The organism is Pseudomonas sp. WAC2 (genome assembly GCF_030403525.1).
GTDB classification, from domain to species: Bacteria; Pseudomonadota; Gammaproteobacteria; order Pseudomonadales; family Pseudomonadaceae; genus Chryseomonas; species Chryseomonas luteola.
Genome location: NZ_JAUEPD010000009.1, coordinates 157,559 through 174,200, shown reverse-complemented (window position 1 = coordinate 174,200; position 16,642 = coordinate 157,559). Strand labels below are relative to the sequence as shown.

Here is a 16,642-nt window from a genome sequence, read left to right as displayed (position 1 = left end):
CTCACTGGCGCCGCGCCACCTGTAACTGCCCTCTGGCAGTCCGGTGAGCGTTCCTGCGGCCCTCCCCTGGAGTAGCGGCGGGCTGCTCACCGTTGGTCTACCGTCTTAACGCTTCTTGCGGTTGGCAATATGAATGGCATGGCCATTCACTGCCAGGGCCGCTTCATGCAGCGCTTCAGACAGTGTTGGGTGCGAGAACACCATCATGCCCAGGTCTTCGGCACTGGTGCCGAATTCCATGGCGATGGCGCCTTGCTGAACCAGATCCGCTGCACTTGGGCCAATAATATGAACACCTAGAACGCGATCGGTCTTGGCGTCGGCAATTACCTTGACCAGGCCAGCCGTATCGTTGGCCGCCATGGCTCGGCCACTTGCAGCAAACGGGAAGGTGCCGACATTCACTTCAACGCCTTCAGCCTTCAAAGCCTGCTCGGTTTTGCCGACCCATGCCATTTCCGGATGGGTATAGATAACCGAAGGAATCAGATCATAGTTCATCTGAGCCTTGTGACCTGCGATACGCTCGGCCACCATGACACCTTCTTCGGAAGCTTTGTGAGCCAGCATCAGGCCGCGTACACAGTCACCGATTGCGTAAACGCCGGGTACGCTGGTAGCGCAATAGTCATCAACATAGATGTATCCGCGCTCATCGCTCTCCACGCCGCAATCAGAAGCCAGCAGATCGGTCGTCACGGGACGACGGCCTACGGCTACGATCAGCTTGTCGAACGTCTGCTTCTGCTCACCGGTAGAGTCGGTAAAGGTCACGGTCACTTCGTTTCCGTTGACTTCCGAACCGGTTACACGTGTACCCAGACGAACGTTCAGACCTTGCTTGGTTAGAATCTTCAGGCCTTCCTTCGCAATCTGCTCATCGGCAGCCGGCAGGAATTTGTCCAGCGCTTCCAGAACAGTTACTTCGGCACCCAGACGAGCCCATACCGAGCCCAGTTCCAGACCAATAACGCCTGCACCAATAACGCCCAGACGCTTCGGAACTTCAGTGAAGTCAAGAGCACCCGTGGAGTCAACAACAATGCCTTCAACAAGCGGAGCCGGCGGAATTTCGATCGGACGCGAGCCCGAAGCCAGGATGACATTTGTCGCTTCGACGACTTGAGTCTGACCGTCCAGACCTGTCACTTCAACCTGCTTGTTGGCTAGCAGCTTGCCATGTCCTTCCAACAGCGTTACACCGTTGGCCTTGAATAGCGTGCCGATACCACCTGTCAGGTTCTTAACGATCTGATCCTTACGACCGATCATGGCAGGTACATCGATAGTCACGTTGGGTGCATCGATGCCGTGAACCTTGAAGCCTTCATGCGCTTCATGAAACTTGTAAGAGCTATCCAGCAGCGCCTTGGAAGGAATGCAACCTACGTTCAAGCAGGTACCACCCAGGGAGACCTTGCCTTCCTTACCCTTGTATCGCTCGATACAGGCAGTTTTCAGGCCGAGCTGCGCAGCACGGATGGCAGCCACATAGCCGCCAGGGCCGGCACCGATCACGACTACGTCGAATTTTTCGCTCATAAGTTTCATCCTATTTCGATAAACCGGACGGCTTCTTACGAAGCCGTCTCTATATATGGACCAGATTAGATATCCAGCAGCAGACGGGCCGGGTCTTCCAGCAGATCCTTCATGGTGACCAAGAAGGTTACGGCTTCCTTACCGTCGATCAGACGGTGATCATAGGACAGAGCAAGGTACATCATCGGCAGAATGACAACCTGACCATTCACTGCCATAGGCCGTTCCTGGATCTTGTGCATGCCAAGGATGGCAGTCTGCGGCGGGTTAACGATCGGAGTGGATAGCAACGAGCCAAAAACACCACCGTTGGAGATGGTAAAGGTACCGCCCTGCATGTCTTCCATGGTCAACTTGCCGGCTTTCGCCTTCTTGCCGAAATCAGCAATGGTACCCTCAACTTCAGCCAGGCTCATGAGCTCGGCATTGCGCAGCACCGGAACAACCAGGCCACGATCACTGGAAACCGCAACACCAATATCCTGATAACCGTGGTAAACGATGTCGCTACCATCGATAGAGGCATTGACGCCTGGCTGACGCTTGAGAGCCTCGGTCGCCGCCTTAACAAAGAAAGACATGAAGCCAAGGCGTACGCCATTGTGCTTCTTCTCAAACATGTCCTTGTACTTGGCGCGTAGCTCCATGATCGGCTTCATGTTGACTTCATTGAATGTAGTCAACATGGCCATGCTTGACTGAGCCTCGACCAAACGCTCGGCGACCTTGGCACGCAGACGTGTCATCGGTACACGCTTTTCGACGCGATCACCTGCAGCAAAGGTCTGTGCCGGCGCAGCAGCTGCAGCCGGCTTGGCTGCCGGAGCGGAAGGCGCAGCTTTCTTGGCTTCGATAGCGGCTACAACGTCTTCCTTGGTTACGCGACCGCCTTTTCCGGTGCCCTTGATGCTGGCTGGATCCAGACCATTTTCTTCTGCCAGCTTACGAGCGGCTGGCGCCAGAATCGGATCCTCTTCATCCTGAGCTGCAGCAGCAGGCGCAGCAGACGGCGCTACGGCCGGAGCACTAGCGGCTGGCGCAGCAGCTGCAGCACCCTCCTCCACGCGTGCAATGACTTCTTCGCTCAGCACGGTGTCGCCTTCGTTTTTCAAGACTTCGGCCAACACACCGTCAGCGGGAGCCACAACTTCCAGGACAACCTTGTCGGTTTCGATATCGACCAGCAGTTCGTCCCGCTTTACCGCTTCACCAGGCTTCTTGTGCCAAGTAGCGACGGTGCCATCTGCAACCGACTCTGGAAATGTTGGGGCTTTGATCTCGATAGCCATTCTATTGGATTCCTTAATTCGTTTTATGCGCGCGCGTTAACCATTAAAAGCATCGTTCAGCAATTTTTCCTGCTGCTCGGCATGCATCGAAGCGTAACCAACTGCCGGCGCAGCGGAGGCATCACGTCCTGCGTACTTAAGGCCAATCTCAGGCTTGAGCGCTGAAATGACGCGACGCATATGATGCTGACTGCAGTACCAAGCACCCTGGTTCATAGGCTCTTCCTGACACCAAACAATATCCGTCAGATTGCTGTAGGCAGACATGACTTCTGTCAGGTCATCCTCAGGGAACGGATAAAGCTGTTCGATGCGTACGATCGCTGTATCTTCACGACCTTCGGTACGACGCTTCTCAAGCAGGTCGTAATAGACCTTGCCGCTACACATGACCAGACGGGTTACCTTTTGCGGATCGATCGCATCGATTTCCGGTATAACAGTCTGGAACGAGCCTTCAGCCAAATCTTCCAGTGTGGAAATGGCAAGCTTGTGACGCAGAAGCGACTTGGGTGTTAGAACCACAAGTGGCTTACGCAGCGGACGAATAACCTGGCGACGCAACAGATGGTAGATCTGAGCGGGCGTGGTCGGTACGCATACCTGGATGTTCTGCTCGGCACACAGTTGCAGGTAGCGCTCCAGACGAGCAGAGGAATGCTCGGGGCCCTGTCCTTCATAACCATGAGGCAGCAGCATAGTCAGGCCACACAAGCGGCCCCACTTGATTTCGCCACTGGTAATAAACTGATCGATGACAACCTGCGCGCCGTTGGCGAAATCACCAAACTGCGCTTCCCAGATCACCAGAGCATTTGGTGTCGTCGTGGCATAGCCGTACTCAAACGCCAGTACAGCTTCCTCGGACAGCAAGGAATCGTAGATCTCGAAACTTGGCTGATCTTCGCTCAGATGTTGCAGCGGAACATAAGGCACACCATCCTTCTGGTTATGAAGCACAGCATGGCGATGCGAGAACGTACCACGGCCAACATCCTGACCAGTAATACGAACCGGATGGCCCTCATGCAGCAACGTGGCATAGGCCATGGTTTCCGCGTAGCCCCAGTTGATCGGGAGTCCACCAGCACTCATCTTCTGGCGATCTTCGAGGATCTTGCCAACCTGACGCTGTACAACCAGGCCTTCCGGAAGCTGCAGCAACTTGTTGGATAGCTCCTGCAATGTCTTCAGGTCAAATCGAGTGTCGTGACGTGCGGTCCAGGCATGTCCTAGGTAAGGGCGCCAGTCAACGAACAAGCCTTTGTTCGGCTCCTTGACTAGGCTCGCCACCACATGGCGCCCTTCGTCCAAGGCACTACGATAGTTTTCGAACTGAGCCTGTACCTGCTCGGCGCTCATCACACCGGCCTGTACCAACGCATCCGCATAAAGGTCACGTGTGGTGCGCTGCTTGGTGATTTGCTGATACATCAGCGGCTGAGTACCACTGGGTTCGTCAGCTTCGTTATGGCCACGACGACGATAGCAAACGAGGTCAATGACTACGTCACGCTTGAAATGCATGCGGTAGTCGACCGCCAGCTGTGTCACGAAGAGAACCGCTTCCGGATCATCACCATTCACGTGGAAGATAGGCGCCTGCACCATTTTGGCAACATCAGTTGCATACTCGGTGGAACGGGCATCTTCCTGGCGGTTTGTGGTAAAGCCGACCTGGTTGTTGATGATGATATGCAGCGTGCCACCGGTCTTGTAAGCCCGGGTCTGGGACATCTGCAGGGTTTCCATCACTACACCCTGCCCTGCAAAGGCCGCATCACCATGAATGGAAATCGGAACGACCTTGTCGCCGGATTTGTCGCTACGACGATCCTGACGTGCGCGTACCGATCCTTCCACCACTGGAGAAACGATTTCCAGGTGTGACGGGTTAAAGGCGAGCGCCAGGTGAACTTCTCCACCTTCAGTCATTACGTTGGAGGAGAAACCCTGGTGGTACTTCACATCACCGGAGCCCAGCTCAACGATTTTCTTGCCTTCGAACTCATCGAAAAGATCACGAGGATTCTTGCCTAGCGTGTTAACCAGTACGTTCAAGCGGCCACGGTGGGCCATACCGATTACGATCTCTTGGGCGCCATAGGAGCCGGAGCGCTGAATGATTTCGTCGATCAGCGGAATGAGGCTTTCTCCACCTTCCAAGCCAAAGCGCTTGGTGCCTGGATACTTGGTACCCAGATACTTTTCCAAACCTTCTGCGGCCGTTAGGCGTTCGAGCAGGTGTGTCTTGGCTTCGGCGGAATACTGAGGACGTCCACGGACGCTTTCCAGACGCTGCAGGAACCAGCGGCGCTCCTCGGAATCGACAATATGCATGAACTCCGCACCGACAGTGCGGCAATATGTCTCTTGCAGAGCATCCCGTATTTCCCGCAGAGTTGCCTCTTCTTTACCGAAGTACAACTCGCCGGTGCGGAAGGTCGTATCGAGATCTGCGTCAGTCAACCCATAGTGATTGAGTGACAGGTCGGCAGGCGCTTGACGCTGCCACAACCCCAGCGGATCCAGACTCGCAGCCTGATGGCCGCGCATACGATAAGCCTGAATAAGGCGCAGAACTTCGACCTGCTTCTTCTCATGCTCACTGCTAACTGTACCTGCTGAGACAGGCTGGGCACGGCGTTGATTTTTTGCCAGGAGAACGAAGTGATCACGGATCGCTGAGTGCGATACGTCAGGGGAGAAATTTCCATCTGCAGGAAGCTTCTGGAAATAAGAGCGCCATTCCTCAGGAACGGCATTGGGATCGTGCAGATAGAGCTCATAGAGCTCTTCGACATAGGAGGCATTCCCACCTGATAGGTGAGCGCTTTCCCACATCCGCTGCATAACGCTTTCGTGCATTTAAGTCACCCCTCGGTCAGGGACAACACCATCGAGTCATACTGCGCGCCAGAAAGCTATACAGCATTCATTGATGTCCGGGCACCAGCCCGGTTGCCCCTAATATGTATTCAATCAACCGGCAGAGCCTACGCCTTGCAGGTCGCTTTAGAGCACCGACAAAGGATTCTGTTCCTTTGTCGGTGCAAATCGCTAATTAAGTACCGCTCTGAAGCAGCATGCTACGCACATGACCAATTGCTTTCGTTGGGTTCAACCCCTTCGGACATACCGTCACGCAGTTCATGATCGAACGGCAACGGAAGACACTGAAGGGATCGTCCATGGCAGCAAGGCGCTCCTGAGTATGCGTATCACGGCTGTCAGCCAGGAAACGATAGGCTTGCAGCAGCGCAGCAGGGCCCAGGAACTTGTCAGGGTTCCACCAGAACGACGGGCAAGACGTAGAGCAGCAGGCGCACAGGATGCACTCGTACAAGCCATCAAGCTTTTCGCGCTCTTCAGGTGTTTGCAGCCGCTCGATAGCTGGCGCAGGCGTCTCGTTTTGCAGATAGGGCTGCACCTTCTCGTACTGCTTATAGAAGATGCTCATATCGACCACGAGGTCACGGATGACAGGCAGACCCGGTAAAGGACGAACAACCAGCTTGTTACCTTTTACAACGCTTGAAAGCGGTGTAATACACGCCAAGCCATTCTGGCCATTGATGTTCATACCATCGGAGCCGCAAACACCCTCGCGGCAAGAGCGACGGTAAGAGAACGTAACATCCTGTTCTTTGATCAAGGCTAGGATGTCAAGAACCATCAGATCCTTACCACCGGTCTCGATCTGAAATTCCTGCATGAAAGGAAGTTCATCCTTTTCAGGGTTGTAGCGGTAAACACTGACTTGCAACATAACGGCAAACCTCAGTATGTACGAACTTTAGGTTCGAACGTAGGAACTGTCTTCGGAGAGAAATTGACAGCGCGCTTGGTAACACGCTTGTCTTCTGGGAAGTACAAGGTATGGCAGAGCCAGTTCTCGTCGTCCCGCTCTTCAAAATCTTCGCGAGCATGCGCTCCACGACTTTCCTTGCGGGTTTCCGCTGCAATAGCAGTGGCTTCAGCAACTTCCAAAAGGTTCTGTAGCTCGAGTGCCTCGATACGGGCCGTGTTGAATGCCTGGCTCTTGTCTGCAATCTTCACGTTGGCGATTCGCTCGCGCAGCTCGGAAAGCTGTGCGATACCCTTCTGCATGTACTCGCCCGTACGGAATACACCGAAGTAGTTCTGCATGCAGCTCTGAAGCTCTTTGCGCAGAGGCGCTACGTCTTCTCCAGTACTGCGTTCGTTGACACCAGAAATGCGAGCCAGGGAGTGCTCGATATCACTGGCGCTGGCGTCGCGATGCTCAACACCTTCCTTCAATGCTTTTTCCAAATGCAGACCCGCTGCGCGACCAAAGACAACAAGGTCAAGCAGAGAGTTGCCACCCAGACGGTTTGCACCATGAACCGACACACAGGCCACCTCGCCCACGGCGAAAAGCCCTTCAATGATCTTATCATTGCCGTCGGTATCCTGAGTGATCGCTTGCCCATGAATATTGGTAGCGATACCACCCATCATGTAATGGCAGGTCGGAATAACAGGAATAGGTGCCTTGACCGGATCAACATGCGCGAATGTTTTGGACAACTCGCAAATGCCTGGCAAACGGCCGTGAAGCACTTCTTCACCCAGGTGATCCAGCTTCAACAATACATGATCGGCGTCTGGGCCACAGCCATTACCTGCAATGATCTCCTTGATCATGGACCGAGCAACAACGTCTCGTCCAGCCAGGTCTTTGGCATTAGGCGCATAACGCTCCATGAAGCGCTCGCCATGCTTGTTGATGAGGTAACCACCCTCACCACGGCAACCTTCGGTTACCAGCACGCCCGCACCGGCAATACCGGTTGGGTGGAACTGCCACATTTCAATGTCTTGAACAGGCACACCTGCACGCAATGCCATACCGATACCATCGCCGGTATTGATCAGCGCGTTGGTAGTAGAGGCGTAAATACGTCCAGCACCGCCGGTGGCCAGAACAGTGGCTTTCGAACGAATGTAAACGGTCTCACCCGTTTCGATGCAGACCGCAATGATCCCAACAATGGAGCCATCCTGGTTTTTTACCAGATCGACTGCATACCACTCATTCAAGAAGACTGTATTGTTCTTCAGGTTGTTTTGATAAAGGGTATGCAACAGCGCATGACCGGTACGGTCAGCCGCAGCACACGTACGCGCCGCCTGGCCGCCCTTACCATAGTCCTTGGACTGCCCACCGAACGGGCGCTGATAGATACGGCCTGTTTCAGTACGGGAGAACGGGAGGCCCATGTGCTCCAGTTCGAAAACCGCTTCGGGACCCACAGAGCACATGTACTCGATGGCATCCTGGTCGCCAATGTAGTCCGACCCCTTTACAGTGTCGTACATGTGCCAGCGCCAATCGTCATTCGGGTCAGCCGATGCGATGGCACAGGTAATACCGCCCTGAGCGGATACGGTATGGGAACGAGTAGGGAAAACCTTAGTAACAACAGCTGTCTTGTGACCTGACTGGGCCAACTGCAGCGCTGCACGCATACCTGCGCCGCCGCCACCTACGATGATGGCGTCAAAAGAAAGAGTACGAATACTGGACATGACTCACACACCCCAAAGAATCTGTACGCCCCACACAAAGAAGGCGAACATGGCAACACCACACACAGCCTGGAACAGGAAACGCACCGTCGTGGCGCCCTTACCCAAGGCCATAGGGGTCAGATAATCGGTAGAGATGGTCCACATGCCTACCCAGGCATGAACCCCAACCGAAACTAAGGCGAGCAAGCTGAAGATTCGCATCCAGCCGTTGCTATACAGCCCATGCCATTGCTCAAACGACATATCGGGGTGAAGCACGACATATCCAAGTAAGAAAAGCGTATAAATCGCAAGAATTACTGCGGATACGCGCTGAGCCATCCAGTCATAGAGACCTGAGCGCGAGAAGTTAGTGACGCTAGTTACCATATCCAGACCCCCACCAGAACGATCAGCACCGCAGATACAATCAACACGATCTGAGAGCCCAACTTGCCGCCTTGCAATGTTTCACCGGCACCCATGTCCATAATCAAATGGCGCACGCCTGCTACTAGGTGGTACAGCAATGCGGACAACACGGCCCAGATCACGAGCTTGACCAACGGATACGCCAAGAACGCTTTCACACGAGCAAATCCATCCTCAGAACTCAGCGACAGGTCGAGCCCATAAAGCAGCGCAGCAAGGCCGATGAAGAGGATAACGCCGGAAATTCGGTGAAGGATCGAGGTGTAAGCTGTGATAGGGAGTTTTATGGTCCTGAGGTCTAGATTTACAGGTCGTTTACTATTCACGGCTTCTTTCACACTGAGAGCCCAAAGTTGCCGGGCTAGTTATTGGGAATTGCTTTAATAGACATCCATTACTGGATTGACAACCGCGCTGGAGAGGCACACAGCCTGAGGCGGTCGGCCATGAAGTATAGACAGTTAGGCTGCTCATGACAACGCACCAATTCCATACAAATAGACTAATGTCGCTGCCCTAAACGGTGCTCAATAGTGTAAGTTATGAGCACGTTTGAAACCTAAGTAATAATTGGCGCAATATGTTCGTAAATTGACTTTCAAATGATTGCCTCTATAGTGGCCCTGGCCCTGCGTGGGGGTTGTATAAATGATTTCAAGCATAAATAAGGAGGCCTTAATGGCTGACAAGAAAGCGCAGCTAATCATTGAGGGCGCAGACCCGGTACAGCTGCCCGTAATGTCTGGAACCCTCGGACCTGATGTGGTCGATGTTCGTAATCTTACGAATGCTGGCGTTTTCACGTTCGATCCAGGCTTTATGTCGACGGCCTCCTGTGAATCGAAAATCACCTACATCGATGGTGATAATGGGATCCTCTTGCACCGCGGCTATCCCATCGAACAACTGGCAGAAAAGTCCGATTACCTTGAGACTTGTTACCTTTTACTAAAAGGTGAATTGCCTAACGAAGAACAAAAGCAGAACTTTGTAAGCATCATCAAGAACCACACTATGGTTCATGAGCAACTCAAGACGTTCTTCAATGGCTTTCGTCGTGACGCTCACCCAATGGCCATCATGTGTGGCGTAGTGGGTGCACTTTCCGCCTTCTATCATGACTCCCTGGATATCCAGGACCCGCATCATCGTGAAATTTCGGCCATGCGCCTGATTGCCAAGATGCCAACCCTGGCCGCCATGGTTTACAAGTACTCCATGGGCCAGCCAATGATGTATCCCGATAATCGCCTGGGATACGCAGAAAATTTCCTTCACATGATGTTCAATACACCTTGCGAAATTAAGCCGATCAGCCCGGTTCTCGCAAAGGCAATGGACAAAATCTTTATTTTGCATGCCGACCACGAGCAAAACGCCTCCACCTCGACAGTTCGGCTGGCAGGCTCCTCGGGTGCAAACCCATTCGCCTGTATCGCAGCCGGCATTGCAGCGCTTTGGGGCCCCGCTCACGGCGGAGCAAACGAAGCAGTATTGCGAATGCTGGATGAGATTGGCGATGTCAGCAATATTGATAAGTTTGTCGCCAAGGCCAAGGATAAGAACGATCCATTCAAGCTAATGGGCTTTGGCCATCGTGTTTACAAGAACTTTGACCCTCGCGCCAAAGTTATGAAACAGACATGCGATGAAGTTCTTGCTGAACTTGGCATTAATGATCCTCAGCTTGAACTTGCCATGCAATTGGAAGAACTTGCGCGCAAAGATCCTTACTTCATTGAAAGAAATCTTTACCCCAACGTCGACTTCTATTCAGGCATTATCCTAAAAGCAATCGGCATACCCACCAGTATGTTTACTGTGATCTTCGCCCTGGCCAGAACAGTAGGTTGGATTTCTCACTGGCAAGAAATGCTTTCCGGACCCTATAAGATTGGTCGTCCTCGCCAACTCTATACTGGCCCAACCAAGCGCGATATTAATCCGATTAATAGTCGTTAATAAAAAAGCCCCGAAAGGGGCTTTTTTATTGCTTTAGCAAGCATAAATTAAAAAGCCCACATCTTACGATGCGGGCTTTTTACTAGACAGTAACTAATTACTGCTTAGCTTGAGCTTCAACTTCAGCTTCTACGCGACGGTTAACGGCACGGCCAGCTTCAGTGGAGTTGTCAGCTACAGGACGGCTCTCACCGTAACCTACAGCATTCACACGATTGCCAGAAACACCATACTGGTTAACCAGAACGTTACGAACTGCGTTTGCGCGACGCTCAGACAGACGCTGGTTGTAAGCATCAGTACCAACAGAGTCAGTGTGACCTTCTACAGTAGTAGAAGTCTGTGGATACTGCTGCATGAAGTCAGCCAGGTTCTTGATGTCGCCATAGCTTTCCGGCTTCACAACAGCCTTGTCAAAGTCGAACTTCACGTCCAGCTCAACGCGAACAACTTCCGCAACAGCCGGGCAACCGTTGGCATCAACAGTTACGTTAGCCGGAGTGTTCGGGCACTGATCGACGTTATCGCAAACGCCATCGTTGTCAGAATCGGTGCACACATCAGCAACCGGCTCCGGTGCTGGTGCAGCTTCCTGACGACGGGAGGAACCACCGAAGTTCACGCCCACACCTACGACAGCAGACCATTCACTCTGGTCATCATCGATGTTGTAGTTGCCTTCCAGGCCACCGCGAGCGTACAGGTTCTCGGTGAAGTAGTACTTCAGGCCCGCACCTACGTTTGCGAACGTAGTGTGGTTGCGGCCGTGATGGTCAGCATGCGCATCAGTCAGGGACTGGTGAGCGAAACCACCAGAAACGTAAGGACGCAGACCTACACCAGGAGTACCCCAATGGTAGTAGGCATCAAGGGCAGCCAGGCTACCGTGAATCTTCTTGTGACCTTCATCGTGTTCGCCACGTACGTCGTGGTACTCACCATAGGACAGCGCCAGCTCGACGTCGTCAGTCAGGAAGTAACCCACCGAACCGCCATACAGGTTGGCATTGCTCATGTCACGCTGGCTGTCGGTGAAGTAGCGCTTGCCAAACAGCTCGCCCTCTACTGCGCCTTGACCCTGAGCCATGGCGCTCAGAGAAGAAGCGGCGACCAGGGAGCCAATGACGACGCCTAAGGTGCTCTTCAATTTCATCCTATGTATCCCCATCTTAATGATATTAGTGTTCCGGCAATCTCCGGAGGCTTTGACAACAAGTTATTCAGAAGTTCATAAAAAACAGTGGACTATGGTGTTACCTAGCCCTCAACTTCTGCTGCGAACTTGTCACGCAGCTTATCCAGTGCCCGCTTATAACGCATCTTGGTCGCACTGAGCCCCATGTGCATGATGTCTGCAATTTCCTGGAACTCGAGCTCCGCCACAAAGCGTAACACCAGAATTTCTCGATCAATCTGATTCACATGGGCTAGCCAGCGATCCAGACCACCCCGCTCTTCCAACTTTGGCGCCTTTTCATCCGAAGCTTCTTCGATCGGCTCCAGACTCAAAGCATCTACCAGACGACGCTTACGACGCTCCTTCCGGTATTGGGTAATGCACTCGTTGTACGTAATGCTATAGAGCCAGGTCTTAAACTTTGACTTGCCCTCAAAGTTCTTAAGTCCATACAGCACCTTCAGCATGACCTCCTGACAGACATCATCTGCATCTCGGTCGTTCCCCAGATAGCGTGCGCATACATTGAACAGCGTACGTTGATACCGCCGCATCAGTTCTTCGTAGGCACGCGTCACATGGAACAACTCGGTATGTGCGCGCTGCACCAGCTCCTCATCAGTGAGCTGGCGGGGGTCATAGGCTGTAGACAAGGTTTCGTTCAAAGCGGACGGTGCCGGACTGCCGTTCAGTGGGCGGCATGATATCCGTCTCACAGCTCGCTGTCGGCAACTTTTTCACTTGTTAGCGAGCCTTTACACGCTGATCAAGAAGGCGCTTGTTTGAAACCGATATCAATTCATCGTCCGCGGTAAGCAGCAACGTTTTCACCGTACCGATCTCTTCGATAACGCCTTCAACCTCATCAATTTGTACGAATTGCCCGACCTCGAAAATTTCTCGCACATAGATTCCAGCCAGGATCTGAGCGACCAGGTCGCGACTGCCCAACCCCAACGCCAATGCGGCTGCCAGACCAAGTGATGCCAACACGATTGCAATAACGGTATTGAGTAGCTCAGTCTTTATTTCAAGCTGCCCGATGGCTACAGAAATGCTGATGATAATGACCAGCGCCTGGGCAACGCGCCCAAGGCCTGCGGAATAATCCAGCCCAACACCTTCAGCCGCGCCATGCACGATTCCATTGACCAGCTGCGCCAGCAGCACGCCTATGACTAGAACCAGAGCAGCGCCAAACACTTTGGGCAAGTACAAGGCCATGACATCAAGCGTAGACGAAACGCGCTGCAGGCCAAGCGACTCTGCAGCCGATACCAGAAAAACCAGCAGAATGAACCAGTAGACGATGCGACCGATCAATGTACTGACAGGAATCTTGATCCCAACCCGGGCCAACATCTTGGTAAGACCAGTCCCGGTCATCAATCTGTCCAGGCCTAGCTTGGCCAAGAGCTTGGAAAGAAGATGATCAAGCAGCTTCGCAAAAAAGAATCCGAGAATAACAACCAGCAAAGCACCCAGAAGATTGGGAATGAAGCCTGCCACCTTGCTCCATAGGGTTGTCATCGCGGACAGGAGGCTTTGCGTCCAGATATCAAATTCCATGATTACTCGGCTTGTTTGTTAGAAGAACGGGAGCTACGAGAAGAGCCACGTACAGGCTTGACGTGCCCCGAGCCATTATTGATAGCCATGAGGACGGCGGATCCCCAACGCCCCATCAGCCCGAACAGATCACCTGCACCCACCTGCCGATTGGCAGTCTTCAGGACGCGATCCAGTCTGTCGTAATCCGTCGGAGCCTCGGCTCCCGACTTGAGCATATCTTTTAATGATTCTTCGAAAGGATCTGGCATAGCGCACCCCTCGCCACTTTCATGCTAGACGGTCGTCCAAAACAGCAAGTCACACTTACAACCACCGCAACCGCCTGAAGAGCCACCACTGAAAGACAGCAATAAGCAGGATGGCACCGCATGCCACAACAAAGCCCATCGAGAATGTCGACCCGGGAATGCCGCCCACATTCATACCAAGCAGACCCGTCACAAAGCTCATGGGCAGGAAGAATCCGGTAATGATGGCAAGCAGATACATGGTCCGATTGGTCCGCTCAGCCACACTGCGCTGCTCGACCTCCTGCAAGAAGCTGACTCGCTCTCGCATAAGCTCAAGCTCCTCCAGATTCCGCGTCAGGCTATTATGAAGCTCACTCCAGTACTCGGCCTCTCCTCCGGCTACCAGCCAGGCTGGTTTCTGGCGCGACAGATCGAAGTAAATGTCGCGCTGAGGAGCCAGATAACGCTTGAGGCTAGCGACGCGCTTGCGCAGACCCAGGATCAGGCTGTGCTCGGGCAGGTTTGTTTCATCTTCTTCTACCCGTTCCTCCATTTCATCGAGCTGTTCAGCAAGCTCAACGACCAGCGTATCGACCCGGCTTGTCATGTAAGTAGCCAGTTGAAGGATAAGCGACCTCGTGTTTTCAGCCCCTATTCCCTCCTCGAGATCCTCTTGGATTTCAGCTGCCGCCTTGAGGGGACGCAAGCGAAGAGAAATAACGCGCTGGGCATCCACATAAACACGCAGCGATACCATATCCTCGGGAACAGCGTTGGGGTTCAGGTTCACGCCGCGTAGAAACAGGAGAAGGCTCTCGCCGATCAAGGGAACGATACGAGGACGGGTGGCCTCTTCCAGAAGAAGATCACAGGCAAACTCATTGAGTCCGCTGGACTGACGAAGCCACTGCTGGGCCTCAGGTACACTTCGGTCCCAATGCAACCACAGGGTTTCGTCGGGCTGCAGGTCAAGAATATCGAGCTCGTTGCGCTGAATCCGGCGGGCACCACCTCGTCCATTCAATACATAGCCATATACGAGGCCGCGTTCGTTACCGCTTTCGTAATCCTGCATTCCAGATTCTCGTTACTCTTTCATTCGCCTGGCATCTCAAGCCGCTGCGAGGAGACGATAATACCGTTGTTATCAGCATATAGATAATGGCCAACTTCAAAAGTGACTCCGCCAAACACAAGGGGTATATCGCACTGCCCTACTCCACGCTTTTCGGATTTTCTGGGATGCGAAGCCAGTGCCTGGATACCCAGGTTGGTCTCAGCCAGTACATCCACATCCCGGACGCATCCGTAAATCACGATACCAGCCCATCCATTGGCTGCTGCTTTTTCAGCCAGCATATCGCCCAGAAGCGCACAGCGCATGGACCCACCGCCATCCACGACCATGACCTTTCCCGATCCGTCTTCCTCGACCCGCTCCTTTACATACGAATTATCTTCAAAACATTTGATGGTGACAATTTGCCCACCAAACGAGTCGCAGCCACCAAAATTACTAAACAATGGCTCTACCACTTGTATCAGGTCGGGATAGGCATCACAGAGATCAGGTGTGACATAGCGCATAGGAAGCCTCTCTCGAGACGTTAAAGGTCGATACCGATACGATCCCGCTCATAGGCAGGATTGAGCAATTTCAGCTCAGGACAGTTGGCGTTGACTGCCTTGCCTGTGTGCACATCGAACTCAAAGCCATGCCTGGGACATCGTATCGAGTCCGAGGTTAAGGCGCCCTGAAACAGTGAAGCGCCCTGATGGGGACACCTGTCTTCAAAAAGGATATGTTTGCCCTCGATGACCATCAGTACGACTGGCAACCCCTTGATCAGGAAGCGCTGACGATATCCTTCCTCAAGATTCAATAACCTTTCAAGCGGCACGAACATGGGCTCTCCTAACGATATCGCCCGCTGCGCATTGGGCTCCTGAGTGAATCCAAGGCTACTATTCAGTCAGTTCGATACTAGGTGCAACATCCTGCTTTTGTGAAGCTTTTTCGATACTGGTCAGCCATTCTGAAATTAGCCCGCTAAAGTGCCGATGTGCTTCCCGCGCCATGAAAGGCGAGGAATGATTCATACCGTTTTCGCGGGAAAGAAGCTGACCTAGAGAGATGAAATCCTTATGCTGCCCTCCGAAACGGTCAAACAGTATTCGGCACGCCTCAGCGCTCACCAGTGGGTCATTGGCAGCTGCCAGTCCCAGTACAGGTATTGAGAGCGAAGACAATCGCGTTAGCAGCCGGTCCCGCTCGGAGCGACTACTGCCCAGTGCACGCTCATCCTGAAGTGCCTTTAGCAGCACCTTTGGCTCATCCTCAGGACCAACGCCTACTCCATGGCCGGAAATAGTCGAGCGCATTTTTTCCCGCCACGATAGCAGCCCCCACAGACGGTCGGACGTGGCAACGCCCAACAAGCCCAGCGACTTGACTGAGCGCTCGGTCAGCCATTCGTTGAGCACGCCCAAAATAACCGCAAGCCCGCCCTGCCCGTGCCCTATCCAGTGACCCGGCAACCCCGATTGCTCCTCTACAAAGGCTGCAATTGCTGGAAGGTCGTAGCTTGCATAGTCAGATAATTGATTGCTCACATACTCCAGGTTGCGTGGTGAGCAGCCATGACCGCGCATCTCGGCAATCCAGACGTCGAATCCGGCATCGACAAGTTCGACACCCAGCCCAGTACCGCTCGCGGAATACCACGTAAAACGATTACCAAAGGCACCATGAACGAGGATAACGGGAGGTCTGTAGGGCGCTTGCCGGTTCAGCCGCCCAAGGCGTGTCAGAGACAGTTCAACACTAAGGTCTGAGCTATTGTTGGGCTTGAGAAGGTACACATCTTCGGTTAAGTCCCCGTATAACTCGGCGCGCACGAGCG

General features: G+C 53.3%; 16 protein-coding genes. 1 reads left to right on the top strand and 15 read right to left on the bottom strand.

What is annotated here, in order from left to right; all coding sequences use genetic code 11:
• Positions 1-105 precede the first annotated feature (105 nt).
• The 7 genes from lpdA to sdhC form a co-directional block, all read right to left on the bottom strand.
• On the bottom strand, positions 106-1,542 hold the full coding sequence (gene lpdA / locus QWJ10_RS19050; RefSeq protein ID WP_010797807.1) for a dihydrolipoyl dehydrogenase: 1,437 nt from the start codon (positions 1,540-1,542) through the stop codon (positions 106-108).
• 65 nt (positions 1,543-1,607) lie between these two features.
• Positions 1,608-2,831 (bottom strand): 2-oxoglutarate dehydrogenase complex dihydrolipoyllysine-residue succinyltransferase, encoded by a 1,224-nt coding sequence (odhB, locus tag QWJ10_RS19045; RefSeq protein ID WP_019365383.1) that lies wholly within the window; start codon positions 2,829-2,831, stop codon positions 1,608-1,610.
• A gap of 36 nt (positions 2,832-2,867) precedes the next feature.
• Positions 2,868-5,699: a 2-oxoglutarate dehydrogenase E1 component gene (locus QWJ10_RS19040; RefSeq protein ID WP_026003888.1), complete on the bottom strand. Its 2,832-nt coding sequence runs from the start codon at positions 5,697-5,699 to the stop codon at positions 2,868-2,870.
• A gap of 196 nt (positions 5,700-5,895) precedes the next feature.
• On the bottom strand, positions 5,896-6,600 hold the full coding sequence (locus tag QWJ10_RS19035; RefSeq protein WP_010797804.1) for a succinate dehydrogenase iron-sulfur subunit: 705 nt from the start codon (positions 6,598-6,600) through the stop codon (positions 5,896-5,898).
• A gap of 11 nt (positions 6,601-6,611) precedes the next feature.
• Entirely contained in the window at positions 6,612-8,384 is a 1,773-nt protein-coding gene (sdhA, locus tag QWJ10_RS19030; RefSeq protein WP_074827374.1) for a succinate dehydrogenase flavoprotein subunit, read from the bottom strand.
• Positions 8,385-8,387: 3 nt separating this feature from the next.
• Positions 8,388-8,756, bottom strand: coding sequence for a succinate dehydrogenase, hydrophobic membrane anchor protein (gene sdhD, locus QWJ10_RS19025; RefSeq protein WP_010797802.1), 369 nt, complete (start codon positions 8,754-8,756; stop codon positions 8,388-8,390).
• Positions 8,750-9,136: a succinate dehydrogenase, cytochrome b556 subunit gene (sdhC, locus tag QWJ10_RS19020; RefSeq protein WP_010797801.1), complete on the bottom strand. Its 387-nt coding sequence runs from the start codon at positions 9,134-9,136 to the stop codon at positions 8,750-8,752. The genes sdhD and sdhC overlap by 7 nt, the downstream gene beginning before the upstream one ends.
• Before the next feature lie 340 nt (positions 9,137-9,476).
• On the opposite strand from sdhC, the gene gltA reads away from it, so the two are divergent.
• Entirely contained in the window at positions 9,477-10,760 is a 1,284-nt protein-coding gene (gltA, locus tag QWJ10_RS19015) for a citrate synthase (RefSeq protein ID WP_019365379.1), read from the top strand.
• Positions 10,761-10,857: 97 nt separating this feature from the next.
• On the opposite strand, the gene QWJ10_RS19010 is transcribed toward gltA, so the two are convergent.
• The 8 genes from QWJ10_RS19010 to QWJ10_RS18975 all read right to left on the bottom strand — a co-directional run bounded on the left by QWJ10_RS19010 (position 10,858) and on the right by QWJ10_RS18975 (position 16,601).
• Positions 10,858-11,913, bottom strand: a complete 1,056-nt coding sequence (locus tag QWJ10_RS19010) for an OmpA family protein (RefSeq protein WP_019365378.1) — start codon at positions 11,911-11,913, stop codon at positions 10,858-10,860.
• Between the two features lie 104 nt (positions 11,914-12,017).
• Complete coding sequence (gene sigX, locus QWJ10_RS19005; protein WP_019365377.1) at positions 12,018-12,602, bottom strand: RNA polymerase sigma factor SigX; 585 nt, start codon at positions 12,600-12,602, stop codon at positions 12,018-12,020.
• 79 nt (positions 12,603-12,681) lie between these two features.
• The gene (locus QWJ10_RS19000; protein ID WP_286788200.1) at positions 12,682-13,506 is read right to left on the bottom strand and encodes a mechanosensitive ion channel domain-containing protein; all 825 of its coding nucleotides are present in this window, start codon (positions 13,504-13,506) and stop codon (positions 12,682-12,684) included.
• A gap of 2 nt (positions 13,507-13,508) precedes the next feature.
• Entirely contained in the window at positions 13,509-13,757 is a 249-nt protein-coding gene (locus tag QWJ10_RS18995) for a hypothetical protein (RefSeq protein ID WP_010797796.1), read from the bottom strand.
• Positions 13,758-13,812: 55 nt separating this feature from the next.
• Positions 13,813-14,814 (bottom strand): zinc transporter ZntB, encoded by a 1,002-nt coding sequence (locus tag QWJ10_RS18990; protein ID WP_125887833.1) that lies wholly within the window; start codon positions 14,812-14,814, stop codon positions 13,813-13,815.
• 20 nt (positions 14,815-14,834) lie between these two features.
• A complete protein-coding gene (rraA, locus tag QWJ10_RS18985; RefSeq protein ID WP_289928990.1) occupies positions 14,835-15,326 on the bottom strand; it encodes a ribonuclease E activity regulator RraA in 492 nt (163 codons plus the stop codon).
• Positions 15,327-15,346: 20 nt separating this feature from the next.
• Positions 15,347-15,646: a Rieske (2Fe-2S) protein gene (locus tag QWJ10_RS18980; RefSeq protein WP_150347696.1), complete on the bottom strand. Its 300-nt coding sequence runs from the start codon at positions 15,644-15,646 to the stop codon at positions 15,347-15,349.
• 58 nt (positions 15,647-15,704) lie between these two features.
• Positions 15,705-16,601: an alpha/beta fold hydrolase gene (locus QWJ10_RS18975; protein WP_289928984.1), complete on the bottom strand. Its 897-nt coding sequence runs from the start codon at positions 16,599-16,601 to the stop codon at positions 15,705-15,707.
• Between the last annotated feature and the right edge of the window lie 41 nt (positions 16,602-16,642).